This is a genomic window from Caballeronia ptereochthonis (assembly GCF_001545075.1).
GTDB classification, from domain to species: domain Bacteria; phylum Pseudomonadota; class Gammaproteobacteria; order Burkholderiales; family Burkholderiaceae; genus Caballeronia; species Caballeronia ptereochthonis.
In genome coordinates this window covers 35,171-59,783 of sequence record NZ_FCOB02000028.1, presented here as the reverse complement: position 1 = coordinate 59,783, position 24,613 = coordinate 35,171, and the positions used below count along the sequence as shown (strand labels likewise).

Annotated in this window: 21 protein-coding genes; 12 read left to right on the top strand and 9 right to left on the bottom strand. The window is 65.0% G+C overall.

Annotated features, from left to right (window positions below; translation table 11 throughout):
* Positions 1–70: 70 nt before the first annotated feature.
* Both AWB83_RS26295 and AWB83_RS26290 read left to right on the top strand, forming a co-directional pair.
* Positions 71–1,486: a YeiH family protein gene (locus AWB83_RS26295; protein WP_087048593.1), complete on the top strand. Its 1,416-nt coding sequence runs from the start codon at positions 71–73 to the stop codon at positions 1,484–1,486.
* Entirely contained in the window at positions 1,483–1,743 is a 261-nt protein-coding gene (locus AWB83_RS26290; RefSeq protein WP_087048547.1) for a hypothetical protein, read from the top strand. Before AWB83_RS26295 ends, AWB83_RS26290 begins: the two co-directional genes overlap by 4 nt.
* Here AWB83_RS26290 and AWB83_RS26285 read toward each other — a convergent pair.
* Positions 1,734–2,561, bottom strand: a complete 828-nt coding sequence (locus tag AWB83_RS26285) for a MetQ/NlpA family lipoprotein (RefSeq protein WP_087048592.1) — start codon at positions 2,559–2,561, stop codon at positions 1,734–1,736. The two genes, AWB83_RS26290 and AWB83_RS26285, sit on opposite strands and share 10 nt — an antisense overlap.
* Positions 2,562–2,778: 217 nt before the next feature.
* Here AWB83_RS26285 and AWB83_RS26280 point away from each other — a divergent pair, with 217 nt between their 5' ends.
* The 3 genes from AWB83_RS26280 (at position 2,779) to AWB83_RS26270 (ending at position 5,334) form a co-directional block, all read left to right on the top strand.
* Complete coding sequence (locus AWB83_RS26280; RefSeq protein ID WP_087048546.1) at positions 2,779–3,027, top strand: hypothetical protein; 249 nt, start codon at positions 2,779–2,781, stop codon at positions 3,025–3,027.
* A 37-nt stretch (positions 3,028–3,064) separates the two neighbouring features.
* Positions 3,065–3,907 (top strand): CmcJ/NvfI family oxidoreductase, encoded by an 843-nt coding sequence (locus AWB83_RS26275; protein ID WP_087048545.1) that lies wholly within the window; start codon positions 3,065–3,067, stop codon positions 3,905–3,907.
* Between the two features lie 95 nt (positions 3,908–4,002).
* The gene (locus AWB83_RS26270) at positions 4,003–5,334 is read left to right on the top strand and encodes an LLM class flavin-dependent oxidoreductase (protein ID WP_087048544.1); all 1,332 of its coding nucleotides are present in this window, start codon (positions 4,003–4,005) and stop codon (positions 5,332–5,334) included.
* Positions 5,335–5,412: 78 nt separating this feature from the next.
* On the opposite strand, the gene AWB83_RS26265 is transcribed toward AWB83_RS26270, so the two are convergent.
* From AWB83_RS26265 to AWB83_RS26250, 4 genes are all read right to left on the bottom strand, one after another.
* Entirely contained in the window at positions 5,413–6,726 is a 1,314-nt protein-coding gene (locus AWB83_RS26265) for an MFS transporter (RefSeq protein ID WP_087048543.1), read from the bottom strand.
* A 26-nt stretch (positions 6,727–6,752) separates the two neighbouring features.
* Positions 6,753–7,682: an amidohydrolase family protein gene (locus AWB83_RS26260; protein WP_087048542.1), complete on the bottom strand. Its 930-nt coding sequence runs from the start codon at positions 7,680–7,682 to the stop codon at positions 6,753–6,755.
* Positions 7,683–7,767: 85 nt separating this feature from the next.
* Complete coding sequence (locus tag AWB83_RS26255) at positions 7,768–9,135, bottom strand: NAD(P)H-dependent oxidoreductase (protein WP_087048541.1); 1,368 nt, start codon at positions 9,133–9,135, stop codon at positions 7,768–7,770.
* A 33-nt stretch (positions 9,136–9,168) separates the two neighbouring features.
* A complete protein-coding gene (locus AWB83_RS26250; protein WP_087048540.1) occupies positions 9,169–10,524 on the bottom strand; it encodes a GntT/GntP/DsdX family permease in 1,356 nt (451 codons plus the stop codon).
* 445 nt (positions 10,525–10,969) lie between these two features.
* Here AWB83_RS26250 and AWB83_RS26245 point away from each other — a divergent pair, with 445 nt between their 5' ends.
* Positions 10,970–11,692: a GntR family transcriptional regulator gene (locus AWB83_RS26245; protein WP_167389169.1), complete on the top strand. Its 723-nt coding sequence runs from the start codon at positions 10,970–10,972 to the stop codon at positions 11,690–11,692.
* 34 nt (positions 11,693–11,726) lie between these two features.
* Here the strand turns inward: AWB83_RS26245 and AWB83_RS26240 are convergent, their stop codons facing one another.
* A complete protein-coding gene (locus AWB83_RS26240; RefSeq protein WP_208636808.1) occupies positions 11,727–12,575 on the bottom strand; it encodes an IclR family transcriptional regulator in 849 nt (282 codons plus the stop codon).
* 144 nt (positions 12,576–12,719) lie between these two features.
* Between AWB83_RS26240 and AWB83_RS26235 the strand changes: the two genes are divergently transcribed.
* The 3 genes from AWB83_RS26235 to AWB83_RS26225 all read left to right on the top strand — a co-directional run bounded on the left by AWB83_RS26235 (position 12,720) and on the right by AWB83_RS26225 (position 17,622).
* The gene (locus AWB83_RS26235; protein ID WP_087048538.1) at positions 12,720–13,928 is read left to right on the top strand and encodes an acyl-CoA dehydrogenase family protein; all 1,209 of its coding nucleotides are present in this window, start codon (positions 12,720–12,722) and stop codon (positions 13,926–13,928) included.
* Complete coding sequence (locus AWB83_RS26230; protein ID WP_087048537.1) at positions 13,925–16,144, top strand: acetate--CoA ligase family protein; 2,220 nt, start codon at positions 13,925–13,927, stop codon at positions 16,142–16,144. Before AWB83_RS26235 ends, AWB83_RS26230 begins: the two co-directional genes overlap by 4 nt.
* Positions 16,145–16,233: 89 nt before the next feature.
* A complete protein-coding gene (locus tag AWB83_RS26225; RefSeq protein WP_244197893.1) occupies positions 16,234–17,622 on the top strand; it encodes an MFS transporter in 1,389 nt (462 codons plus the stop codon).
* Here AWB83_RS26225 and AWB83_RS26220 read toward each other — a convergent pair.
* Both AWB83_RS26220 and AWB83_RS26215 read right to left on the bottom strand, forming a co-directional pair.
* Positions 17,603–19,396: a Rieske (2Fe-2S) protein gene (locus tag AWB83_RS26220; protein WP_087048536.1), complete on the bottom strand. Its 1,794-nt coding sequence runs from the start codon at positions 19,394–19,396 to the stop codon at positions 17,603–17,605. The two genes, AWB83_RS26225 and AWB83_RS26220, sit on opposite strands and share 20 nt — an antisense overlap.
* Positions 19,397–19,504: 108 nt before the next feature.
* Entirely contained in the window at positions 19,505–20,128 is a 624-nt protein-coding gene (locus AWB83_RS26215; protein WP_087048535.1) for a class I SAM-dependent methyltransferase, read from the bottom strand.
* 560 nt (positions 20,129–20,688) lie between these two features.
* Here AWB83_RS26215 and AWB83_RS26210 point away from each other — a divergent pair.
* A complete protein-coding gene (locus tag AWB83_RS26210; protein WP_087048590.1) occupies positions 20,689–20,925 on the top strand; it encodes a hypothetical protein in 237 nt (78 codons plus the stop codon).
* Here AWB83_RS26210 and AWB83_RS37755 read toward each other — a convergent pair.
* Positions 20,830–21,165: a transposase domain-containing protein gene (locus AWB83_RS37755; protein ID WP_087048534.1), complete on the bottom strand. Its 336-nt coding sequence runs from the start codon at positions 21,163–21,165 to the stop codon at positions 20,830–20,832. The two genes, AWB83_RS26210 and AWB83_RS37755, sit on opposite strands and share 96 nt — an antisense overlap.
* Before the next feature lie 580 nt (positions 21,166–21,745).
* Between AWB83_RS37755 and AWB83_RS26195 the strand changes: the two genes are divergently transcribed.
* Positions 21,746–22,015 carry a DUF1488 family protein gene (locus tag AWB83_RS26195; RefSeq protein WP_087048532.1) on the top strand — a complete coding sequence of 90 codons (270 nt, stop codon included), beginning with the start codon at positions 21,746–21,748 and terminating at the stop codon, positions 22,013–22,015.
* A 424-nt stretch (positions 22,016–22,439) separates the two neighbouring features.
* Positions 22,440–24,419: an RNA polymerase sigma factor RpoD gene (gene rpoD, locus AWB83_RS26190; RefSeq protein WP_087048531.1), complete on the top strand. Its 1,980-nt coding sequence runs from the start codon at positions 22,440–22,442 to the stop codon at positions 24,417–24,419.
* Positions 24,420–24,613 lie beyond the last annotated feature (194 nt).

The following is a 24,613-nucleotide window of genomic DNA, read 5'->3' as shown; positions in this document are numbered from 1 at the left end:
TTTCCATGACGATGCGGACGCTTCCATACTGGAAGGTCCCGTGTGGCTCGAAACGGACGGAGGCGCGCTCATGAGCGACAGATCGATTGCCGGCGACACCGCCGCCGGACACGCAGGAACGGCCGATGCGCAGCGCAGGCCGTTCGGCACGGAAGACTGGTGGGCGGTCGCCATCGGTTTGCTGGCGATCATCGTCGCCTATGCGCTGTTTGCCTCGGGCAGCAGCATCAAGTGGCTCGCGGTGTCGCCGGCGAAGTGGTCGAGCGCCGGCCGGCTCGCAGCCGATCTTGCCGCGCACGCGAGCGGATACGTCGCGCTGTTCGTCGCGTTCGCGGCGGTGTTCTCCGTCGCCATCGCGGCGCTGGGCTTGCCCGTCGCGCAGTTCGTGCCGGGCTTCCTCGTGATTTTCGTCGTCTCGGCGGCAATCTTCATCGCGGGTGCGTGGGCGCAGGCGAGCACCTACAATCTCGAGCCGCCCCTCATCGCACTCGCGCTGGGGCTGATCGCATCGAATCTGTTCACCTTGCCCGCCTGGCTCGCGCCGGCGTTGCGCGTCGAGTTCTACATCAAGGTGGGCATCGTGCTGCTTGGCGCCACGCTGCCGCTCACGCTGATCGTCTGGGCCGGGCCCGTCGCGATCGGGCAGGCGACCATCGTGTCGCTCGCAACCTTCTTCGTGATCTACGGCGTGGCGCGCGCGCTCTCCATCGATAAGCGTTTTGCCGCGGTGCTCGGCGTGGGCGGCGCGGTGTGCGGCGTTTCCGCGGCCATCGCGATCGCGGGTGCGGTGCGCGCGCGGCGCGAGCAGGCGTCCGTCGCGATCACGCTGGTGGTCATCTGGGCGATCGTGATGGTGTTCGCGCTGCCTGCCGTCTCGCGCGCGCTCGGCCTGCCGACCGGCGTGGCCGGCGCCTGGATCGGCACTTCCGAGTTCGCGGATGCCGCCGGCATCGCCGCCGCCCAGGCCTACGGCGACTTCGCGCGCCATGCCGCAGGCGCGGTGGCCGGCGCGCCCGATGCGTCGCTGCAGGCGTTCGTGCTGATGAAGGTCGTGGGGCGCGACATCTGGATCGGCATATGGGCGTTCGTGCTGTCGATCATCGCGACCACGCGCTGGGATCGCGACGCGGCGGACGGCGTGCAGGGCCAGGCGCATGCCAGCGAAATCTGGAAGCGCTTTCCGAAGTTCGTGATCGGCTTCGTCGTCGCGTCGGCGATCGTCACGTGGATCGCGTCGCATTACTCGCTCACCGACTACCGCAGCGTGGTCACGCCCGCGTTCGTCGCGCCGATCGTCGCGCTGCGCACGTGGGCGTTCACATTCTGCTTCCTGAGCATCGGACTGACCACGCGCTTCTCGACGCTCGCCGGCACCGGCATCAGGCCGCTCGCGGCGTTCACGGCGGGCGTCGCGGTCAATGTCGTGATCGGCTACCTGCTGTCGGTGCATGTGTTCGCACCGTATTGGGCGGGACTCGGGCAATGAGCGCGCGATGCGCGAATGCGCAGCCCGCGTGCGGACGCTGCGCGCATTGGGCCGACGACCGCGCGTTGCTGGAGGCGCGTATCGCCGGGCTCGCGTCGCTGGGCTCGGCATACGGGGAAAGCGTGGGCGAGAGCCGCCTGTGCCTCGTGCACGACAGGCTCGTGATGCCGCGCGACCGTTGCGCGGCTTTCATGGCGCGCTCGGCCGAACATGAAGCCGCGTTCATGCGGCTCCGGTCGGGACAATCTCAGCGTTGAGACGCGCCTTCCCATGCGGGCAGCGTCGCGCCGTGATAAACGGTCAGGATCGCCGAGGCCACATTGGCCTGCTGATAGCTGTCGACGAGCGTCTTGACCCAGGGCGCCTGAGCATCCTTCGCGTTGACGGCGATGAAGTTGCGATACGGATTGTCCGGCACCTTCTCCTGTGCGATGCGTTCCTGCGGAATCTTGATGCCGGCCTTGATCGCCCAGTCGGTGTTGACGACGGCCGCATCGAGATCGCCGATCGCTCGGCCGACGATGCCCGCGTCGAGCTCCTTGATCTGCACATGCTTCGGATTGCTGGCGATGTCGCGCGCGGTCGGCAGCAGGCCGACGCCGTCGCGCAGCTTGATCAGGCCGTTGGCCTGCAGGAGCAGGAGCGCGCGGCCCTCGTTGCTCGGGTCGTTCGGCACGCCGATGGCGGCGTTCTGCGGCAGGTCGGCCACTGACTTCACTTTGCGCGAGTAGAGGCCGATCGGCTGCACATAGGTAAAGCCGACGGGCACGATGTCGTAATGGCGCGCCTGGATCTGGGCGTCGAGATAGGGCTTGTGCTGGAACGAGTTGGCGTCGAGATCATGCTGCGCGAGCGCTTCGTTGGGCTGGGTGTAATCGGAGAAGGTCGTGACCTTGACCGTCAGGCCGTGTCTGGCCGCGTTGGCCGCCACCGCGCGCCAGACGTCCTCGTCCTCCCCTGACATGATGCCCACCCTCACGGTCTGGCCGGCCGCGTGGACCGGTTGCAGGCTTGCCGCGCCCCAGACGAGCAGGACGGAGAGAAGCGCCGACTTGATTGGCGTAGTGATCTTCATGGATGCGGACTTCATCAGTTGAGAGAGACGTGATCCTAGAGGCCCGGATGCGGTGCGGCAAATAATTTCGGGCGCTATCGATATCGCGCTCGATGCCATTGGATATGAGGCGAACGATGACGTGTCCGCCGCGTGCAATGCATTGCAGAAAAGCTTGTTTGTGGAACCGTTCTCAGTGGCCTAGATTCGAGTCATCGAATCGATCAGGAGGCGAGCCATGTCGCACTTCTTGATGCAGTACTGGCAGGTGCTTTCCGGCCCGGCGCTGCGCGTGCGCGAGCGCTTCGCCACGCGTGCGGCGCAAGACGCGAGCGCCCGCGCGGCGGCAATGAAGGAACCTGCCGAAGATGCGGCCACGCGCGCGGATCAGCTCGAACATATCGCGGTCTATGCGCGAGCCGGCTATTTCAACATGGGCTATACCGTCGACGCGTTCCAGCTCCCTGCCGAAGCGCCGCCGCATTGAGGCGGATGCGATCGGGCAATTCATCGTGGAGCGAATCATGAGCGATATCGTCGTCGAAAAAGAGACGGAACAGCAATTCGAAGTACAGGCCGAGTTGAACTATCTCGTGCCGACCGGCGTGAAGCCGGTTTCCTACGCCTACGATCCGCCGCCGGGCGTGCCGCGCCGCACTGGCGAATACCGCGCGCGCACGGTGACGATCTCGAATGCGCGCCTGCGCCCGCCGCCGGGCGGACTTTCGCTCGACAGGAACGGCTTCGAGCTGCATCGCTCGACGCCCGCGCTCGCCGACTTCTCCGGCGAAGCCGCGATCCGCTCGACGTATTACGCGCAGTCCGAACGGCTGCTGAAGCAGTGGACGGGTGCGAAGCGCGTGGTCATCTTCGATCACACGCTGCGCGACGGCGGGGCCGCGCGTGCGGGCGGCGTGAAGGAGCCGGTTCATCTGATCCACAACGATCAGACCTTCGTGTCCGGACCGCGTCGCGTGCGCGATCATCTGCCCGCCGAGGAAGCCGCGCGGCTGCTTCGCGGGCGTTTCGCGATCGTGAACCTGTGGCGGCCGGTGGGCGAGGTCGTCGAATCGTCGCCGCTCGCGCTCTGCGACTCGCGCAGCATCGATCCTCGCGACGCCGTCGCGCAGGACTTCATCTACCCGACGATGACCGGCGAGACCTACGCGTTCGTCCACAACGCGCAGCATCGCTGGTACTACTTCCCGCGCATGACGCCCGACGAGGCGCTGCTCATCAAGATCTACGATTCGGCCGGCGACGACATCGCGCGTTTCACGGCGCACACCGCGTTCGACGATCCCGCCTCGCCGCCCGATGCGCGGCCGCGCCGAAGCATCGAGTTGCGCACGCTGCTGTTCTTCTGAGCGAGCGCGGCAAGCGGGCGCCGAAACCGGTTCAAGCGGCGATCGGCGCCTTGCGGTACCTTTGCCTTGCCCGCGACTCGCCGTCACTTCACACGATGACCCGTTCCAGACAACTCCATCTCGGCGCATTCATGCGCCCGGTCAGCCTGCATACCGGCGCATGGCGCTTTCCCGGCGCCTATCCCGACGCCAACTTCAACTTCCGGCATCTCAAGCGCTTCGTGCAGACGCTGGAAAAGGTCTGCTTCGATGCGTTCTTCATGGCCGATCATCTCGCCGTGCTCAACATGCCGGTCGCTGCGCTCAAGCGCAGCCACACCGCGACTTCGTTCGAGCCGTTCACGCTGCTGTCGGCGCTGGCGTCGGTCACCGAGCGGATCGGGCTGGTCGGCACCGCGTCGACGACCTTCGACGAGCCGTATCACATCGCGCGCCGCTTCGCCTCGCTCGATCATCTGAGCGACGGGCGCGCCGGATGGAATCTCGTGACCACGTCCAATCCCGATGCGGCGCGCAACTTCGGCCGCGAGGAGCACATGGAGCACGACGAGCGCTACCGGCGTGCACGCGAGTTCTACGACGTCGTGACGGGCCTGTGGGACAGCTGGGCCGACGACGCGTTCGTGCGCGACACCGAAAGCGGCCTTTTCTTCGACCCCGCGAAGCTGCACGTGCTGGATCACAAGGGCGACTATCTCTCGGTGCGCGGTCCGCTCAACATCGCGCGTCCGGTACAGGGCTGGCCCGTGGTGGTGCAGGCGGGTTCGTCGGAAGCGGGCAGGCAGCTCGCCGCCGAAACCGCCGACGCGGTGTTCACCGCGCAGCCGAACCTCGATGCAGGCAAGCGCTTCTACGCCGACGTCAAGGGGCGCATGGAGCGAATCGGGCGCGAGCGCGATCATCTGAAGATCCTGCCGGGCGCGTTCGTCGTGGTGGGCGACTCGCGCGACGAAGCCCTCGAGAAACGCGCGCTGCTCGACACCTTCGTTCACTACGACAGCGGCATCGCATCGCTGTCGATCGCGCTGGGTCACGATGTCTCGTCGTTCGATCCGGACGGCCCCTTGCCCGGGATTCCCGAGACCAACGCGAGCCGCAGTTCACGTGAGCGCGTGATCGAGATGGCGCGCGCGGAAGGACTGACCATTCGGCAGCTGGCGCAGCGCGTGGGCGGGTATTCGGGCTTGCAGATGATCGGCACGGCGCGCGACATCGCCGACGAGATGGAGCAATGGCTCGTCGAGGAAGGCTGCGACGGATTCAACGTCATGTTTCCCTTCCTGCCCGCGGGCCTCGACGATTTCGTCGACAAGGTGGTGCCGGAACTGCGGCGGCGCGGCATCTTCCGGCGCGCTTATGAAGGCGCGACCTTGCGCGAGCATCTCGGCTTGCCGAGGCCGCGCAATCGCTTTTTCGACGGGCGGTGAAACCAGCGTGTTCACGGCCGCGCGCGAGAAGCTCGCATCGCGCAGGTCAACGCCCTGCGCGGCTGGCAACCCGTACCATCAGGATTGGACCTGCGCGGCCTCTGTGCTGCCATGACGTCGCAGGCGCAGGACGGCCGCAACGAGCAGCGCCCCCAGCACCAGCCCGCCCGACACGACGAACAGCGCGGTATCGGTGCGGCCCGTCAGGTCTTTCAGATAGCCGATCATGTACGGCGAAACGAAGCCCGCGAGATTGCCGATCGCATTGATCATTGCAATGCCGGCGGCCGCTGTCACGCCCGTGAGGAACGCGGTCGGCAGGCTCCAGAAGAGCGCGGGAATCGACAGCACGCCCATGTTCGCGAAACACAGCGCGATCACGCCGAGCACCGGCTGGTTCTGCCACAGCACGCAGAGTGCGAAGCCGGTGGCCGCCATCGAGAACGCGGCGATGAGATGCCACTTGCGTTCGTTGTGACGATCGGCGCTGTAGCCGAACACGAGCATGCTGACGATAGCGCACACGCCCGGAATGGCGGTCAGCACGCCGATGGTCAGGGCGTCGGTCACGCCCATCTTCTGGACGAGCGTGGGCATCCAGAAACTGATTGCGTAGAGGCCCATGTTGTAGACGAAGTAGATCACGACGAGCGCCCAGATCCGCCCGTTCGCAAGCAGACCGGCGAAGCCGTGCGCAAGCTTGTCGCGGTTCTCGGCGGCGAGCACGCTCGTCAGATGAGCCTTTTCGGCTTCCGCGAGCCATTTGACGCGGCCGATGTCCTCGCTCATGCGGAAGAAGATGTAGATGCCGAGCAGCACGGTCGGGATGCCTTCGACCAGAATCAGCCATTGCCAGCCGCGCATTCCGCCGACGCCTGACATGAACTGCAGGACCGAGCCGGACACGAGCCCGCCGATCACGCCGGACGACGCCAGCGCGATATAGAACACGCCCCACGCGCGGCCGCGTCGCGCCGCGGGATACCACTGGCTCATGTAGTAGATCGCGCCGGGGATGAAGCCGGCTTCGGCGAGTCCGAGCAGAAAGCGCATCACGTAGAACTGCGTCGGCGTGCGGATGAAGATGGTCGCGCAGGAGAGCAGGCCCCATGTCACCATGATGCGCGAGATCCAGCGCCGCGCGCCCACTTTGTGCAGGATCACGTTGCTCGGCACTTCCAGCAGGAAGTAGCCGAGAAAGAAAATGCCCGCGCCGAAGCCGTAGACGGCGTCGCTGAATTGCAGGTCGCTCGCCATCTGCAGCTTGGCGAAGCCGACGTTCACGCGATTCAGGTACGAGAAGAAAAAACCGAGCATCAGGACCGGCAGGATGCGCACGGATATTTTCCTGAAGAGCGAGTTTTCGTCGATGGTCTGCATGCCTGTCTCCATTGGATTCTTGTGTGGCGGCCGCGGTGTCAGCCGATACGATAGAAACGCTGCGCCGTGGTGGCGAAAAGCGTGCGCAGTTCGGCTTCGGTGGCTTGCGGGAGCGCCGCGAGCACATCGGCGACAATCTCCGTCATGCTCGCCGACAGGTTGCCCACCGGCAGGTTGCTCGCGAACATCGAGCGGTCGTAGCCGAACAGCTGCACGGCCTCGCGGATCACGCGGCGGTTGCTCGCACTGTCCCACCTGCCGTTCGGCAGTCCCAGTTCCGATACCTTCAGGTACACGTTCGGACACGCCGCGAGCGCTTCCATCCCGCGGCGCCAGATCGCGATACCTTCTTCCGAGCGGTCGAGCGGCAGGCCGAGGTGATTCGTCACGATCGGCGTGTTCGGGAATGCGCGCGCGACTTCGGCCGCTTCTTCCAGATGCCAGTACGGCACGCGCAAGTCCCATGAGAAGCCGTACCTGTCGAGGAGGGCGAGTCCGCGCAGCCAGGCGTCGTCCTGCATCGTGCCTGGGCGGCCGCGTACCGAATCGCCGGGGCCCGCCGAGATTTCCGGCTTCGAGCGCACGCCGCGCGCGAGCGGACTCTTCGCGTGGCCCGCGAGGATCGCCTCGCAATCCGGCTGCACGAAAAACACATGTCCGACGATCGCGCTCGGCAGCCCGGTTTTCGCGTTCAGTTGCGCGAGCCATTCGGTCTCGCGCACCTGCTCCTTTCGCGAACGCTCGGCCTCGACGTGCACGGTGCCGATCACATCGAAGCCCGCCGTCGCGCGGCGGTATTGCTCCGGCAGAAAATCGCTGCACATGCGGCGATAGTCGCCGAGGAAGAACGCCTCGTCGTATTCGTCGGTGAGCCAGGGAAACGTGCCGTCCGACAGGTCCCAGAAATGATGGTGCGCGTCGAGGATCGGCAGGGTGAATCCAAGGTCGTTTTGCGGTTGGGTGGTCATCGGGATGTCCTTCCAATGGTTGGGCGCGAGCTGTCTCCGGCTGAGCGCTCTCCAGGACGCGAAAGTCGCATCGGTTCGGGCGCGCTCACGCGGACGGGTTGCGCCGCCATGCGGCATGAAGCGCCGAGCCCTCGAGATCGAGCGCGGCGAGCGGCACCAGTTCGCCCTTCGCGACATCGCTCACGAGACGCTTGTTCGCCGCCAGATAGAACGGCGCGGCATCGCCGGCTTCGACGCGGTCGAACAGAAGCGGCGTCACGCCTTCGATCGTGTGATGATGGCCGCCCATCGCGAGCGTCTCGCCCGCCTTGAAGTCGCGCGTCGCCCGCGCAACCATCCGCGCATGCGGCCGTTGCGTCGCGCTGCCCGTCGGCTGGCCGAGCAGCACGGCGGAGAAGAGACTCATCGGGGTTTCGAGGCCCATCAGGTGATACGGCAGATAGATGCATGCATAGCGCCCGTTCCTGCCGACGAGGTGTCCCTTCTGCTTCAGCAACTGCCAGGTCTCGTCGTCCTTGCAGCGCACGACGACGAACACACCGCCGCCGAAGCTCACGTCGTCCGGACGACGCAGGCAGTTGAACACGTCGACCACGCCCGTGCGCGCCAGGATGCCGCCGTCTTCCCGCGGCACGAAGATGTCCGCCAGTTCGGTGATGCGCGCGAGCGGGTAGTTGAGGGCCTCGGCGGCCGGCGGCAGGCCCGTCGAATTCGACACCACGTTCAGTTCGCAATAATCGGGCGTCGCGCTTTGCGGCAGCATCGAGAGCGCCTGGCGGCGCGCGGCGAGCGTCGCGGAGATATCGTCGCCGAGCGTCCAGCACGCATCGAGCGAAACGGCGTGCCGCTCGTCCAGATAGTCGACGGTGTGCGCCGCCGGATCGTAGATGAAGTCGTATTCGCTCGACTTGCCGGCGGCCACCACCTCGAAGCCGAGCACGCGCGCCCACGTGACGAGGCCGATCAGGTTGCTCGGCTGGTCGCCGTCGGGCGTCGTGTAGACGACACCGTTCTCGATCGCGAGCTGGTTCAGATAAGGTCCGACGACCGAATCGGTTTCCTTCGTCGCCATCGCGACGTGCACGCCGCGCCTCAACGCGTTCTCCGCGATCCTGACGCTGACTTCGGGCTGTCCGGTCGCCTCCACGACGATGTCGAGCTCCACCGCGTCGAGCAACGCGTAGTCGCCGACCAGCGCGATGCGGCCCGCGGCGCGCGCCGCTTTCACGTCATCGGCGTCGTTGCAGACGGTCGCGGCGCCGGCGTCGAATCCGAGCGAGGCGAGGGTGGCGAGCGTGCCGTCGATGTCGAGGTCGCAGAGCGCGGCGATCTCCAGGCTCGGCAGCGCACGGCACTGCACGACCAGCGACCGGCCGAAGCCGCCTTTCGGACCGACGAGCGCCATGCGGATCGGGCGTCTGCCGAGCGTCTTGAAGAGATGTTCGTAGTTCATGTGTCTGTCCTTGGTGTAGCGAGAGAAGCGTGTTCAGCCGACGGCCGCATTGAGCAGCAGGATCACGGCCAGCGCGACGAGCGACTGGAAGGAGACGAGGAGCGTCCAGGTCTTGAGCGTGTCGCCGACGCTCAGCCGGAAATATTCCTTGAAGAGCCAGAAGCCGGAGTCGTTCAGGTGCGAGAGCATCAGGCCGCCCGAGCTCACGGCGAGCACGAGCAATTCGAGATTCACGCCGGGCGTCGCGGCGGCGATCGGCGCGACGATGCCGGCGGCCGTCACGGTCGCGACCGTCGCCGAGCCGATCGCGATGCGGATCAGCGCGGCCACCGCCCAGCCGAGCAGGAGCGGAGAGATCGACCAGTGAACCGCCCAGTGCGCGATCGAATCGCCGATGTGCGTCGCCAGCAGCATTTCCTTCAGGCCGCCGCCGGCGCCCAGGATGAGGATCACGGCGGCGGCGGGCGCGACGCTCGTACCGAGCAGCTTCTGGATCCGCGGCAGCGTGAGCCCGCTCCGGATGCCGAGCGACCAGATGGCGAACAGCACGGCGATCAGGAGCGACACGATCGGATCGCCGACCGTTTCCAGCAGCTCGCGCGCGGGCGTGCCCGTTGCCGCGTAATTGCGGCCGAACGTGCGGATCATCATGAGGACCGGCGGCAGCAGCACGGTCGTCAGCACGAGGCCGAGCGGCGGCACCGGACGCTCGGCCTTGTCCCCGGCGGCCGCCGCGGCGGGCGAGAACAGCCCGTTGCCCGGCGTGACCGGCAGGAAGCGCATCACGAACGCGGTGAAGACCGGCCCCGACAGGATCGCCATCGGCACGGCGACGATCAGGCCATAGAAGATCGTGCGCCCGGCGTCGGCGTGCAGCGCGGCGAGCGCGAGCGTCGGCGAGGGATGCGGCGGCAGCAGTCCGTGCGACACGTAAAGACCGGCGGCCATCGGAATGCCGACCGCCATCAGCGGACTTTTCGTGCGATGCGCGATGGCGTAGACGAGCGGCACGAGCATGACGAAACTGACATCGAAGAGGTGCGGCAAGCCGATCAGCAGCGAGGCCGCGCAAATCGCCGCGGGAATCCAGCGCTTCGAGCCGAGGCCGATGAACGTGTTGGCGATGCGGTCCGCGCCGCCGGATTCGAGCAGCAGGCCGCCGAGCATCGTGCCGAGTCCCACCACGAGGCCGACCGAACTGAGGATGCCGCCGAAGCCCTTTTCGAAGCTCTTGACGACGGCGGTGGGCGCGAGGCCGGCCGCGCTGCCGAGGAAGCCGGAGGTGAGGATCAGCGCGAGAAACGGGTGCAGCTTGAGCCGCGTGATGAGCAGCACCAGCAGGAAGATGGCGATCGCCGGTGCGATCAGGGGGTAAAGCGATGGCTGCATAAAGACTCGTGTGAATTGGCGATGGACGGCGGTTCTTTGTCGAGGCCGTGCGTCTTTCCAGTCGGGCCGGTCCGTTATCCGTTGTCGCGTGGTATACCGTTTTGGAGGATCTCTCACTGGTGATCCGAGGAACGAACCTTGGCCATTCGTTGGTCGGCATGAGTGCGCAAGCCTTTGATTTATTTGATCGTGCTGTGCTGCCAATGCGATCTGATCGATGTCTCCGTTGGATATTTTATTTTCTGATGGTGAATGGATTTCTGACGAAATCAGACTGCCACTGTCTTGGTATACCAAAATATAGTGATGAGCCCTGACGCCGTCAAGTACGGGGAAACGCCATTGCCGGCGCGGAATCTGACGACTGTCGGCGTGCGGCGTGCGCTGATAAAGTGGCATACCAGCGTTGTGCATGCCGTAATCGGCAATGGAAGGATTCAAAGAGATGACGGACTTCGATGACGAAACCGACGCGCCTGAAGGCGGCGAGACATCCGATGAACTGCTATCGATGCAGATCGCCCAGCGTCTGCGCACGCTGATCGCAACCGATGAACTGAAGCCCGGCGAGCGGCTGCGCGAGCGCACCCTCGCGGAGCGGCTCGACGTGTCGCGCACGCCGTTGCGGGAAGCGCTGAAGGAGCTGGCCGGCGACGGACTGGTCGTCGTGCTGCCCAAACGAGGCGCGGTCGTGGCGGAACTCAGCGCGGCCGAGATCACCGAGAAGCTCGATGTGCTCGGCGTGATCGAAGCGTTCGGCGGCGAAATGGCCTGCCGGATGGCGACCGACGCGGAAATCGCCGAAATCCGCGCGCTTCATTTCGAGATGCACGCCGCATACGAACGGCGCGACCGGATGAACTACTTCCGTCTCAATCAGGCGATCCATACGAGCATCGTCGCCGCCGCAAAGAACGCGACGCTCAGGCAGGTGCACGAGCGGCTGAACCGGCAGCTTTATCGGTATCGGTTTCAGGGGAGCGTGACGTCGGAAACCTGGCATACCGCCATCGATGAACATGAGGTCATCGTGCAGCTATTGTCGGCGCGGGAAGGCGCGAAGCTCGGGGAGTTTCTGCGGCGCCACGTGCATAGCACCTGGGAGCAACTGGCGCCGGAGGAGGAGGGTGTGGGCGTCGCGAAGGACTCGAAGACGGCGGATGCCTAGCAAGCCCGCGTTCCGCCCGGATGCCGGCGGCGCGCTAGAACATTCCCATTGCACCTTCTACGCTACGCACCATCGACACGAGGCGCGGTCCGACATCGCCTTCCAGTTGTCCCTCTTTCAGCAGATACGACGGCACGCCGCAGTTGAACACGAGTATCTCCCCGTCTGCGGCCGGTTTCATCGGCACGGCGACCGCGTGAACTTCGCGGCGGAGATCGCCGTACGACGCGCAAAAGCCGCGCTCCCGAAAGTAGTCGATGCCGCGCAGCACGCGGTCGCGAAACGTGGCCCAATCGTCGGGCGTCTTGACCGCGATCTCGTTGAGTAGCGCTTCGCGCCGCTCGGCGGGCAGCGCGGCAAGGAGCGCGCGACCCATCGCGGTACGCACGATCGGATAGCTCAGGCCGATATCCGGAGGCAGGCCGAGCGGCGTGCTGCTCCGGCTGCTCTCCAGATAGACGACGTTCAGCCGGTCGCGCATGCCGAGCGACACCGAACCGCGAATGTGATCGGCCAGTTCCTTCATCGAGGGCCGCGCGATCTGCCGCACCGCTAGACTCGCAAGCAGCGGATAGCCGAGCGACAGCACGGCCGAGCCGAGCTGAAACTTGCTGTTCATCCGGTTCACGCGCAGATAGCCGAGCCGCGTCAGCGTGTAGGTGAAGCGTGAAATCGTCGCCTTGGTCATGCCGGTGCGCGCCGCAAGTTCGGCATTGCCCAGCTGGGAGTCGCGCGGCGTGAAGCAGTGCAGGATGTCGAGCCCGCGCGCGAGCGTCGTGGCGAACTGGCGGTCGCCGTCGAACTCCTCGGGCGTGTAGCGGGCCTTCGAATCCAGATAGTCGCCCGCGACCGGCTCGGTTTCCGGTGCATTGTTGCGTGCCATGCTTCCTCCGTTCGATTGCGTTCATTCTGACGCACGCGTTCCGCATATCCAAACTGTGTTCAGCATAGCCGAACAAAACTGCCAATCTGGATGAAAAAGTTCGATAGTAGGCCCACAAAACGGCCTATATCACGGAGACAGCGAATGAACAGCAGGAACCCGGATTTCGACGCGATGCTCGCGGACGTCGCGCGTTTCGTGCGCGAGGAAGCGATCCCGCGTGAAAACGAGATCGAGCAGGCGGACGCCGTGCCGGACGATCTCGTGGAACGCATGCGCACGCTCGGCTATTTCGGCTGGAGCATTCCGTGCGAATTCGGCGGCGCGGGCCTCACGACGGAACAACTCGTGCGCGGCGCGTTCGAGCTTTCGCGGGCGTCGGTGGCATTTCGGGCGCGCGTCGGCACGAATACCGGCATCGGTTCCGAGGCGCTCGTCGCGGATGGCACGGAGGCCCAGAAGCGGCGCTACTTGCCGCAGCTCGCATCGGGCGCGCTGACGGGCGCGTTCGCATTGACCGAGCCGGACGCGGGTTCCGACGCCACGGCGCTTCGCACCACGGCCCGCCGCGACGGCGACCACTACGTGCTCGACGGCAGCAAATGCTTCATCACGAATGCGCCGATCGCCGGCCTCTTTACGGTGATGGCGCGCACCGATCCCTCGATGCCCGGCGCGGGCGGGATCTCCGCATTCCTCGTCGAGCGCGGCACGTCCGGCCTCTCGACGAGCGAGCCGTACGCGAAGATGGGACAGGCAGGCTCGCCCGTAGGCGACGTGCGTTTCGAGGCGTGCCGGGTTCCCGCGGGCAATCTGATCGGCGGCGTGGCAGGCCAGGGCTTTCGCACCGCGATGAAGGTGCTGAACAAGCAGCGCATCCATCTGGCGGCGCTGTGCACGGGCCCCGCGATCCGCATGCTCGACGAAGCCGTCACCTATGCGTCGCACCGCGAGCAGTTCGGCAAGCCGGTGTCGGACTTCCAGCTCATTCAGGCGCTCATCGCCGAATGTCAGACGGAGATCTACGCCGCGCGCTCGATGATCCTCGAAACCGCCCGCAAGCGCGACGCCGGCGAGGACGTCGCAATGGAAGCGTCGATGTGCAAGATGTTCGCGTCCGAGATGTGCGGACGCGTCGCGGATCGCGCGGTGCAGATGCTCGGCGGCCGTGGCTATCTCGCCGGAAACGCCGTGGAGCGCTTCTATCGCGACGTGCGCGCGTTTCGCATCTACGAGGGCACCACACAGATCCATCAGTTGAACATCGCGAAAATCACGCTGCGGCGCGCCGCGCAGACTTGCGCGGCACAGCACGAGGACGGCGTCGCCATGACCGCCGCGCGTGCCGCATGAGCGCCGCCACGCATCCTCGGCGCGTGCTCGACATCGAGCGGCTGGTCGCGCCGCATTCCATTGCGATCGTGGGCGCGTCGAACGATCCGAAATCTATCAGCGGCCAGCCATTGCGTTTCCTTCTTCAGCACGGCTATCGCAGCGTGCTCTATCCGGTCAACCCGAAGTACGCAGCGATCGAAGGCGTCGAGTGCCATCCGGACATCGTCAGCCTGCCGCGGACGCCCGATCTCGCACTCATTCTCGTCGCCGCCCGCCGCGTTCCGGACATGCTGCGCGAGTGCGGCAGGAAGGGCATCCGCTATGCGATCGTCTACGGCTCGGGCTTTGCCGAAGCGGGCGAGGCGGGCGCAGCGTTGCAGCGCGAGTGCGCCGACGTGGCCGGCGAGTTCGGCATCCGCGTGATCGGGCCGAACTGCCAGGGCGTCGTCAGCACCGGTGCGAACGTGTACGCGGGTTTCGGCGCGCCGTTCGGCGTCGATTACCGCGCGGGCGGCCTCTCGCTGATCTCGCAAAGCGGCGGCTTCGGCTGCGCGCTCCTGCTGATGGCGGACGAGCTCGGCATCGGGCTGCGCCACTTCATCACGACCGGCAACGAAGCGGACGTGAGCCTGCTCGATCTCGTCGACGCCTGCATCGACGACGACGAAACGTCGCTGATCGCCGCATACATCGAAGGGTTGAAGGACGCACGGCGGCTCGTCGGCGTGGCGACGCGCGCGCTCGATGCGGGCAAGCCGCTGCTCGCGTGGAAGGTCGGCAACACGGCCGACGGCGCGAAGGCCGCCGCATCGCACACGGCGAACCTGGGCGGCGCGTCGGCGCTTTATCGCACGGCGTTCCGGCAGGCGGGCGTGATCGAAGTGAACGACGTCGCCGATCTCGGCGACTACGCGAAAGCCTTCGAAGCGAAGCGCCTGCCGCGCGGCAACCGGATCGCGGTGGTCACGCTGTCGGGTGGCGCGGGCATTCTGATCACCGACGCGTGCTGCGAACGCGGCATGTCGGTGCCGCCGCTCTCGCCCGCGACGCTCGATGCGCTCAGGCCGATCGTCCCTGCGTTCGCATCGCTTGCCAATCCCGTCGACCTGACCGCGGGCATCCTCGCCGAGCCGCAGATCTTCACGGACGCGCTGCAGATCATCGCCGACGATCCGGGCATCGACTCGATCGCGATCATGGCGGCGGCGGCGAGCGGCGATGTCGCGCTTGCGATGGCCGAGGCGATCGTGCGCGTCCATCGCGCGACCGACAAGCCGCTGATGCTCGCCTGGAATGCGCGCCGCGACATGGCGTCGGAAGCGTATCGTGTGATCGAGGCGGCCGGCGTGCCGCTCTACGCAACACCGGTGCGTTGCGGGCGCGCGTTCGCAGTGCTGTCGGACTACGCGCAGGCACGGCGCACGCGGGCGGCCGCTCGCGCCGAACGAGCGCCCGCATCCGACCGGCTTCGCGCCGGCACGGCGCGCGCGTTGATCGCGCAAGGTCCCGCCGATCTCACCGAGCACGCCGCGCAGCGCTTGCTCGCACATTACGACATCGGGACGCCGAAGAGCGCGCTTGCGAAAACCCGTGACGAGGCGTGCGCGTTCGCGCGGACGAGCGGCTTTCCGCTTGTCGTCAAGGTGCAGTCGCCGGACATCCCGCACAAGACGGAAGCGGGCGCGGTCCGTGTCGGCATCCGCGACGAGGCGATGCTCGCGAGCGCCTTCGATGAAATCGTCGCGAACGCGCGACGGCACGTTCCCGGCGCGCGCATCGACGGCGTGCTCGTGCAGGAAGAGATAAGCGACGCAGTGGAGATGATCGTCGGCATCGACGACGACCCGTCGTTCGGGCCCGCCGTCATGTGCGGACTCGGCGGCATCTATGCCGAAGTGCTGAAGGACGTGGCATGGCGCCTCGCACCGGTCACGCGCGGGCAAGCTCACGAGATGATTCGCGAGTTGCGGGCCTTCGCGATGCTCGATGGCGCGCGCGGCAAGCCGCGTTGCGATGTCGATGCGCTCGCCGATGCGATCGTCGCGGTGTCCGCGATGGCGCTCGATCTCGCGCCGGAGCTGAAGGAATTCGACATCAATCCGCTCTTCGTCCTCCCCGCGGGCAACGGCGTGCGGGCAGGGGATGCGTTCGCGCGCTGCGCGCCGAGGGCGGCGGGCGAGCGGGAAGACGAGCCCGAAGCCGGGCAGCGCGCGCAGGCGATCGTCGACGGATAGGGCGTCGCGGGACGGCTGCATCGAGACCGGACGCCACGCATTCGTCGCGGCGTCCGCCGAACATCGTATTCGCCTTTCGCGAGACCATCATGCATAGCTCTTCGATCAACGGTGAGACCGGCGCGAGCGACTATACGTCCGCTGAAATCGAGCGCACCTATCGCAAGGTGTTTTACCGGCTGATTCCGCTGCTTTTTCTCTGCTATGTGATCAGCTACATCGACCGCGTGAACATCAGCTTCGCCAAGTTGCAGTTCATGCACGACCTCGGCTTTTCGGAATCGACCTACGGCCTTGGTGCCGGTCTGTTCTTCATGGGCTATGTGCTCTTCGAGGTGCCGAGCAATCTCTGGATGCAGCGCATCGGCGCGCGCCGCACGCTGTTGCGCATCATGTTCGCGTGGGGCCTCGTGTCGAGCCTCATGATGTTCGTGCGCACGCCGGCGCAGTTCTACGCGATGCGTTTTCTGCTCGGCGTGACCGAAGCGGGCTTTTTCCCCGGCATCATCTATTACCTGAGCTGCTGGTTTCCCGGCGCCCGGCGCGCACGCGTCACGGCGTTCCTGATGATGGCGACCGCGGTCGCGGGAATCGTCGGCGGGCCGCTCTCCGGGTTCATCATGACGCGGCTCGCGGGCGTCGGCGGCATGCCCGGCTGGCAATGGCTCTTCCTGCTCGAGGGCGTACCGGCCGTGACGCTCGGCATCTTCGCCTTCTTCCTTCTCGGCGATACGCCTGCTGAGGTGCGCTGGCTCGACGAACGCGAAAAGGCGCTGGTCGCACGCGAGCTGCTCGCCGATGAAAAGTCGAAGCACACCGGCCATCTGGACGGATTGCGCGGCGCGCTCGCCAATCCGCGCGTGTATCTGGCGGCCCTCGTCTACTTCGCGGTGATGATGCCGTTCAACGCAATCGGCTTCTGGGCGCCGACGATCATCCGCGATCTCGGCGTGGCGAGCGTGCTCGACGTCGGCTTGCTGTCGGCGCTGGTGTTCATCGCGGCGGCGCTGGGGACGTATGTCGTCGGGGCAAGTTCCGACCGGCGGATGGAGCGGCGCTGGCACGTCGCGGGCAGCGCGGTGGTGACGGCGCTCGCGTTTGCGCTGTTGCCGGCGGCGGGCCACCACGTGGCCGTCGGCGTCGGACTGCTCGCGCTTGCGGCAGCGGCTTCCTATGGCTGTTTCGTCGTGTTCTGGACGATTCCGCAGTCGTTCCTGCCGCGCTCTTCGGCCGCGGGCGGCATCGCGATGATCACGAGCCTCGGGGGCACGGGCGGCTTTGTGAGCCCGGCATTCGTCGGCTGGGTCAAGACGCAGACGGGAAGCGCGCAATACGGGCTCATCGGGCTGGCCGTCGTGTTGCTGGCGGGCGTCGTATTGCTGTTGCTGGCGTTTCCCGCGTCTGGGCGCAACCCGGTCGCGGTTGCCTCCGCCACTCGTACTCCGCGAGGCCACGGGTTCAATCCGACGCGGCGCTAGCGCCGGTGGCCTGATGGATCGCGACGCCCCGCATCAGGCGCCCGGCGATGTCCGCGGTCTGCAGCGCCGCGCGTTCGGTCGGTGAATGGGCGGCGAGATAGCGCGCGACCGCAATGAGGACATGGCGGCCCTCGTCGTTATTGCCCCACACGGCAAACTGCCGGATTCCGGCCTCCAGTATCTGATAGGCGTGGAAGCCGGCGTCCTCGCGGAGCACGGCAAGCGCGAGCGTGGCGATCAGCGGCTCGGGCGGATGGCCGAGCGTGAGATGTCGCGCCACCAGCCTTGCGGCCAGATCGACCTGTCGCTGCCTGTCGAAGGCATCGAGCAAGGCGGTGCGGATCGCCTGCGCATCGGCCGGGAGGTCGTCGAACCGGTCGCCGTCCTCGCCGGGGATGCGGGCCGGCGGAACATTCAGATAGCGGGACAGGTAAAGCGCCATGGCTCCGTGCATGACGCCGCGCGCGGCCGTGACGTAGCCGTCGATGTCGGCGGTCTCGATCCGCCTGAGCATCTGATGGACCGCGTTGGCGTAAGTGAAGACATGGTGCGCCGTCTCCCAGTCGGCGTGCTCGTTGGCATTGCCGAAGCGCGCCACCCGCAGCGCCGCTCCGTAAGCGAGGGATCGTCCGAGGTCGGCCGGAGCTGCTCCGGCGCGGATCGCCGCTTCGAGCGCATCGATGATCTTCGCCGGATCGTCTCCGAGCAGCAGTCGGGCGAGTGTTGCGTGGTTCGACCATCCGTGCGCGGTGCGCGCGGCGGCGAACAGTTCCGGCATCCGGCCGGCCGATTCCTCGCACAGCGCAACCAGATCGACGGGCTGGCGCCAGGCGGTCGATTCCTCCGCGCCACGGGCGGCCACCATCTGGCCGACGATGGCAGGCAGCAAAGCTGGCGCATGCTCCCAACCGATCAGGTCGAGGCACTCGAGCGCCTTGTTGATGAAGTCGAGCGCATGACCGGTATCGGCAAACGCCCTTTCGGTGGCGGCCGAGAGCAGGGCATCGGCGAGCACCGCCGGCGAGTGCCCGGCCGCCATCGCCGTCAGCAAGGTGCGCTCGGCCGCCTCGCGATGGCGCACATTTGTCCAGAGGCGCAGCCAGCGCCTGAGTGCGGCCGGCTCCGGCCGGCTTCCGAGCGGCGCGCGTTTGCGCCGAGGCGGCTCGCCGTTGCAGTCTGCCGCCACGCGGCGCGCGCCATGGAACAGCGCAAGATGGGCTCCGTCATCTGGCAGGAAGGGGAAGAGATTGGCCAGCGCCGTCAGTATCGTGAGACCGACGCCCCAGCCGTCGCGGTTCTCCGCTCCAAACAGTGCCACCTGCCGCACGATATCGGCCATCGGCACGCTGGCCGCGAGCTGACCATGCACGGCCTTGGCGATGACGAGATCGAGGTCATGTGCGAGGCCGTCCGCAAGCCGCTGGCGCCAGTGCGCCGCGGGATCGGGGTGACCGAACGTGGTCGCTACCCAGACGTCGCCATTGCGCACCTCGACCGCGCAGACGGGTATATCGTCCGCCCAGAGATCGAAGGTGCAGCCGCTTTCGAGATCGAAGCGGGCGTGATGCCAATGACACGTCAGGATGCCGTCCTCGATGCTGCCGCGCTCGAGCGGGAAGCCCATGTGCGGGCAACGATTGTCGAGGGCGAACACGCGCCCGCGATCATGGATGACGAGGATCGGACGATGGCCGCCTTGCACGACGAGCCGCCCCCGCGCCTTCAGATCCTCGAGGCTGCCAACGAACGCGAACTCCTTGTCCGGTGCATCCATTTACATGCCCCCGCATGCGTGCATTCAAGGACATGGTAGAAGCCTGCTATCTCGTGTCAACTCGTCTTGTCGGCGCCACGCGCCAACGTGACCGCGCCCTGGTTGCCATCACGGCGGGCTTCCCGCCGCCATCCTGGCCGGCACGGAGTCCGGCCTGCGATACTTGAGTGTAAGGATGCGGGCCGGAGGCAGGTTCCGCCACGTGACTTCGGACGACAACTGAACGAAGTCATCGCTGAGATGTCTTGGCGGCCCGTACAGCGCATAAGTGAACTGGACGATCAGGGTTCCGGTGGGAAGCACGGTGCGCCAGTGTTCTACGATCGAACGGGATTCGGCATAGGGCAACGAACGCAGCGGTACGCTCGACACGATGGCGTCGACTCGACCCTCCTGTGCCAAAAATAAGCCGAGGTTTCGCGCATCGCCCTGAATTATTCGAAGTTCCGGGAATCGCGCGGATAGATGGGCGACGAGCGCGGGAGAACGCTCGACGACGAGCAGGCGATCTGGCCGGACGCCGCGCTCGAGCAGTGCCTGGGTTACCGCGCCCGTGCCTGCGCCCAGTTCCACTACAGGGCCCGTACCGTTGAGCGGCACGGGCCGTGCCATGGCATCCGCGAGATGCCGTGAACTCGGGAAGAAGGCGCCCGCTGACCAAGGGTGTCGCAAGGCCTCCTTGAGGAAAAGTAGCAGAGGGCGCAGCCAATCTGAATGGACCAAGCTTCTCATCTAAGCACCGCCATAATCGACCGATTTGTTGAAGTCTCTATTACTGCTTTTCGATAAAGACCCTTAGCATCTGCAGTGCCCGCTCCGTTGGTCTCCAAAACGCGTTGTTGCGTCGCAAAAGCTGTAGGTGCCGATGACGCCGCCTTGATAGCTGCGGTTCCACGATCCGCCCGGTTTATTTCTCAGAACAGATGGCGGAGCGCTGGCGAAGCCGAATGACGGCCGTATGCGTGTCGCAGTGGACAACGAATTCTGAGGAAAACGGCTATGACTTCGAAGTCGTATTGCCGACGCTGAGAAAATTTGCCAAATATCTGTTGTTGACATGCGTTTTTTTGACCCCGCGAATCCGGCCCGGTTGCGGACGCTCGGCACATCTCTCTGGTTCATCAAAAATCGGTGCGCACTTCACCGAATCGGTCATTGCGGTTCCAAAGGCTCCGGTTGGCAGTCCTTTGCGGGTCGTGTGGTGACGCAGGTGTGACCACCTGGCCTGGCGTTGTGGAAACTGTTCGAGGGTTGTCTTCGTGTTAGCCTCGGATGACCAAATGGAGGCTCTCATGCACCGAGTGATCGAGTATCGCGGCTTCGAGATTCATGTCGACCTGACTCCGGCTGCTGATGACACGTTTGACGTGACTTTTCAGATAAAAGGCGGCGCCAACCTCGAAGTGCTTGGTGCGCGGGGAGGCCGCATACCGCTACGCAATGGCCCCTTCACTGAACGATGGGCCTACCTGGTAGCCGAAATCGCCGGACAGGCCGCAATCGACGTGTTGCTCGGCCCGGTCGACTGATTCCGTCTTTGTTTCGACCCGGCTAAGCCGGTGGTCTGCGATGTGAGTGAACGCGCGACACAGATATGCCTCGGGATTGATGCCGCTGAGCTCGCACGTCCCGATGAGGGAGTAGGACTGGCGCCCAGCACGCCGGGTTGTCTTGCCATCGGTTGCGAGTCGGCGCCGCTGGACGTTGCGAATGCGGCGATCGTTCCCGATGGCACCGCGGCCGCGCGCGCAACGCGAAGCGTTCTTCATCGGTGAGACGGTCGGATTCACTGACAAACTCGTCGAGGAACGCGTCGGCACCCCGATAGTGCTTGCATATCGCGGGTATAGGGCGCATTCTCAGGCCATACGATGTGCGCGCCCATGGATCTGCATCAGTGTTGCGGTCCGTCGATCGCCAGGCTGACGGCGCAGCGCATCACATCAATCCGCCACCCGTCATTCGCAGTTGCAAACTGCGCGCGCGTCCATACAACGTTGTCTGGCTTCGGTAGCCTGCTTGCCGAACGGTTCGGCGTTGATCCGGATTCGTCCAAGCCCTCAGTGACGGTTCTGACATCGCGGCCGTCAAGGGCGTGCCGATACGAATTCAGAATCGTTGCATCGATGTCCTTATGCTTTCCCCTCTTGGATTGGAACGAGCATGTCAGCGAAAACGAAAGTGAACTCATCCGCGCCCGTCAGGCAAAGCGAATTCCTTGTCAATCAGAAGTCACGTGCTTCGGCACTGGAGCGGGCAGACAGCGAGCGCGCTCAGAAGCGCCGCGACAGTGACGCGCGCCTCGATGTCAACGCAAGCAAGTGGCGCTATGTGTGTCCGGGTGCCTAGATGAAAAAGCGCACCGAGCTGCTCAGCTTTCCCAACCCGAGCCGCAGCTATGACTCGGCGAGACATTGCGTGTGCTTCTGGGGCTACGACAATTCGCGCGAGATTTCCTTTTCCGTGGACGACGTGACGCTGGCGAAACTGAACCCCGATATGGGTATGGGCGAGATCGCGCTCCTCGCGGCGTTCGACAGAAGTCGGGAGCGAATCCTGGGGCTGGCCAAGCACCTTTATACCGGCGGCCCACAGAACAGATATGTGATCCACGAGTGAGGTCGCGTGGCGATGTTGGGGCACTGCTGATCGCGCGGAACGGCCGCATCGCAGCTGAGCAACGCCTTGCGTGACTTGGCTGAGCATGCGCAACGGCCGCCAAGGAGTGGCCAGAACACGCTCGAAGGTCACCGCCCAATCCGAGCGGATTCCGCGCGCATGCCGGGATGTGGTCATTGAGTCGGTTGATGACGAGGGAAGGCAAAGCGGCGGCGCCTCCCATTGCCTTTCTTCCGTTTGCGATCCCGCCTCTTGCGATTCGACTTCGATTGGCCCGTTGTTCCGGCCATGAATTTCGCGCTTTGCCCTGAAAGTCGCGAATCATGGGACGCAAAGGCGGGGCAGGCCGAACCGCTCAACTCCTTTGGTTGACTGTCACTTCAGGCGACTCAAGGGCCGACCGGGAAGCCTGTAAGGACCATCTATGGCAACTTTTCATACGACAGACTCCGCGACTCGGAAGGCGTATCCCGCGCCCGAAGCGAATGTCCGGCGGACATTGAAAGGCAAGGCTGCCGCTTCGAAGCCCCTGAGCGATGCTCCCGATGCGTTGCACGACGAGGAGCGATATCGCGGGATGCAAGCCCTCGTTCAGTTGGGAGAGGAGCGGGGCTATCTGACGCACGCGGAAATCAACGATTACTTGCAAGACGATGTCGCACAGAGCGCGATGATGGAAGCGCTCGTGAGCAAGCTCGGTGAGATGGGAGTGGCCGTCCATGAGCGTGCGCCGGAAGACGAGACGCTGGATCTCAACAGCGCTGCGCCTGCCGCCGTGGTGCCCGATGAGCCGGATGAGGAAGCGGAAGTCGCGCCCGGCGCATCCGACGCCGACCACGGCGACACGGCCGACCCAATGCGTATGTACATGCGGGAATTGAGCGCAACCGGATTGTTGAGTCGTGCGGACGAGGTGGAAGCAGCAAAGCTTATCGAAGGCGGGCGTCAAGCGCTCATGCAGGTGATCGTGGCCTGCCCCGCGACAGTCGCGGCAATTCTTTCGAGTGCGCAGCAGATCGCGGAGGGCCAGCTCGATATCCAGGAACTGGTTCACGGGCTTCATGCAGACGATAGCGAGGTCCAACTGCCCACATCGAACGGACCGCGCTTCTACGAAACGAGTGACGACGCCAGCCGCGATCACGAAAGAGAGATCGACGCGGTGGATTTGGAGAAGATCAACGAAGCGCGTTTGAGCCGCCTCAAAAGCGATAGCCTCCGGATCTTTGCGCGGGTGAGCGATCTGTTCCAATACACACAGCGCCCCGATGTCCTTGCACCCGACAGCCCGGTACTCGCGACAGACGCGTGTGATGCGATCCTGCTCGAACTCGCGCAAATTCGGTTCACGGCGCGAACCATCGAGCGGCTCTGCGCCGATGTTCACCAGCAGATCAACCAGGTGCATGCGGCCGAGCGACGCATTTTTCACATCGCCATAGACCGGTGCGGCATGCGACGCGAACGATTCATCGACTTGTTCAAAGGCCACGAGACCGACCTCGGCTGGACCGAAAAGACGGCGATGGCATGGCCGGAGATCGGCGCCGCGCTCCAGCGGAGTGCGCCGGCAATTCAGGCCGAGCAGCGAAAGCTGATGGACGTCGAGCTCGACGCGCTCCTGTCACTGCAACAATTGAACAAGATCAGTCGACAGATGATGGCAGTCGAGTCGAACATACGGCAAGCCAAGCGGACGATGATCGAAGCAAACCTGCGGCTCGTCATTTCTATCGCAAAGAAATATGTGAACCGTGGCGTGCACTTGTCGGATCTCATTCAGGAAGGGAATATCGGCTTGATGAGGGCAGTCGACAAATTCGAATATCGACGCGGCTGGAAGTTCTCCACCTACGCCACGTGGTGGGTGCGGCAGGCCGTGACGCGAGCGCTTGCGGACCAGGCGCGCACGATTCGCGTTCCGGTCCATACGGTCGACCTGATCAACAGGCTCAATCGAATATCCCGCGAAATCGTGCAGCTCACTGGACAGGAAGCTCGTCCCGCTGCGCTGGCCAAGCGCATGGAGATGTCGGAAGAAAAAGTCAGATACCTTTTGAAGACGGCCAAGCTACAACTCTCGCTGGACATGCAGGCCGGCGATGATGTCGATGCGACGCTCGGCGATATGATCGAAGACGCGCACGCCATATCGCCCGCAGACGCGGCCGTTCAGACGATCATGCGTGCCGCGATTCACGATGCACTCGACACGCTGCCTTCCCGCGAGGCGAAGGTCTTGCGCATGCGCTTCGGGATCGATAGCGGGTCCGAGTGTACCCTCGAAGAAGCAGGAAAGCAGTTCGACGTGTCACGTGAGCGCATTCGGCAGATCGAAACCACGGCATTGCGAAAGATGATGCACCCGAGCCGTGCCGACAAGCTGAGGTCGTTCTTCGAATAGTAACGGGACGGCGTTCGGATATGCATGCATGACGGGACAATGCAAGAACAATCGTCAGAGCGCCAGCTGGCGTGGCACGTCGACCAACTTGTGGACCCGCCTCTCGAGATTTGGGGCCGAGCCTTTTAAATAGATCGCGACAATAATTAAAAATACGCCCAGAATGGGCCATAGAGTGGGCCGTTCCATGGCCG

Coding starts and splice junctions, on each gene's coding strand:
- AWB83_RS26295 (WP_087048593.1), top strand. CDS start 71: ATGAGCGACAGATCGATTGCCGGCGACACCGCCGCCGGACACGCAGGA.
- AWB83_RS26290 (WP_087048547.1), top strand. CDS start 1,483: ATGAGCGCGCGATGCGCGAATGCGCAGCCCGCGTGCGGACGCTGCGCG.
- AWB83_RS26285 (WP_087048592.1), bottom strand. CDS start 2,561: ATGAAGATCACTACGCCAATCAAGTCGGCGCTTCTCTCCGTCCTGCTC.
- AWB83_RS26280 (WP_087048546.1), top strand. CDS start 2,779: ATGTCGCACTTCTTGATGCAGTACTGGCAGGTGCTTTCCGGCCCGGCG.
- AWB83_RS26275 (WP_087048545.1), top strand. CDS start 3,065: ATGAGCGATATCGTCGTCGAAAAAGAGACGGAACAGCAATTCGAAGTA.
- AWB83_RS26270 (WP_087048544.1), top strand. CDS start 4,003: ATGACCCGTTCCAGACAACTCCATCTCGGCGCATTCATGCGCCCGGTC.
- AWB83_RS26265 (WP_087048543.1), bottom strand. CDS start 6,726: ATGGAGACAGGCATGCAGACCATCGACGAAAACTCGCTCTTCAGGAAA.
- AWB83_RS26260 (WP_087048542.1), bottom strand. CDS start 7,682: ATGACCACCCAACCGCAAAACGACCTTGGATTCACCCTGCCGATCCTC.
- AWB83_RS26255 (WP_087048541.1), bottom strand. CDS start 9,135: ATGAACTACGAACATCTCTTCAAGACGCTCGGCAGACGCCCGATCCGC.
- AWB83_RS26250 (WP_087048540.1), bottom strand. CDS start 10,524: ATGCAGCCATCGCTTTACCCCCTGATCGCACCGGCGATCGCCATCTTC.
- AWB83_RS26245 (WP_167389169.1), top strand. CDS start 10,970: ATGACGGACTTCGATGACGAAACCGACGCGCCTGAAGGCGGCGAGACA.
- AWB83_RS26240 (WP_208636808.1), bottom strand. CDS start 12,575: ATGGCACGCAACAATGCACCGGAAACCGAGCCGGTCGCGGGCGACTAT.
- AWB83_RS26235 (WP_087048538.1), top strand. CDS start 12,720: ATGAACAGCAGGAACCCGGATTTCGACGCGATGCTCGCGGACGTCGCG.
- AWB83_RS26230 (WP_087048537.1), top strand. CDS start 13,925: ATGAGCGCCGCCACGCATCCTCGGCGCGTGCTCGACATCGAGCGGCTG.
- AWB83_RS26225 (WP_244197893.1), top strand. CDS start 16,234: ATGCATAGCTCTTCGATCAACGGTGAGACCGGCGCGAGCGACTATACG.
- AWB83_RS26220 (WP_087048536.1), bottom strand. CDS start 19,396: ATGGATGCACCGGACAAGGAGTTCGCGTTCGTTGGCAGCCTCGAGGAT.
- AWB83_RS26215 (WP_087048535.1), bottom strand. CDS start 20,128: ATGAGAAGCTTGGTCCATTCAGATTGGCTGCGCCCTCTGCTACTTTTC.
- AWB83_RS26210 (WP_087048590.1), top strand. CDS start 20,689: ATGCACCGAGTGATCGAGTATCGCGGCTTCGAGATTCATGTCGACCTG.
- AWB83_RS37755 (WP_087048534.1), bottom strand. CDS start 21,165: ATGAAGAACGCTTCGCGTTGCGCGCGCGGCCGCGGTGCCATCGGGAAC.
- AWB83_RS26195 (WP_087048532.1), top strand. CDS start 21,746: ATGAAAAAGCGCACCGAGCTGCTCAGCTTTCCCAACCCGAGCCGCAGC.
- rpoD (WP_087048531.1), top strand. CDS start 22,440: ATGGCAACTTTTCATACGACAGACTCCGCGACTCGGAAGGCGTATCCC.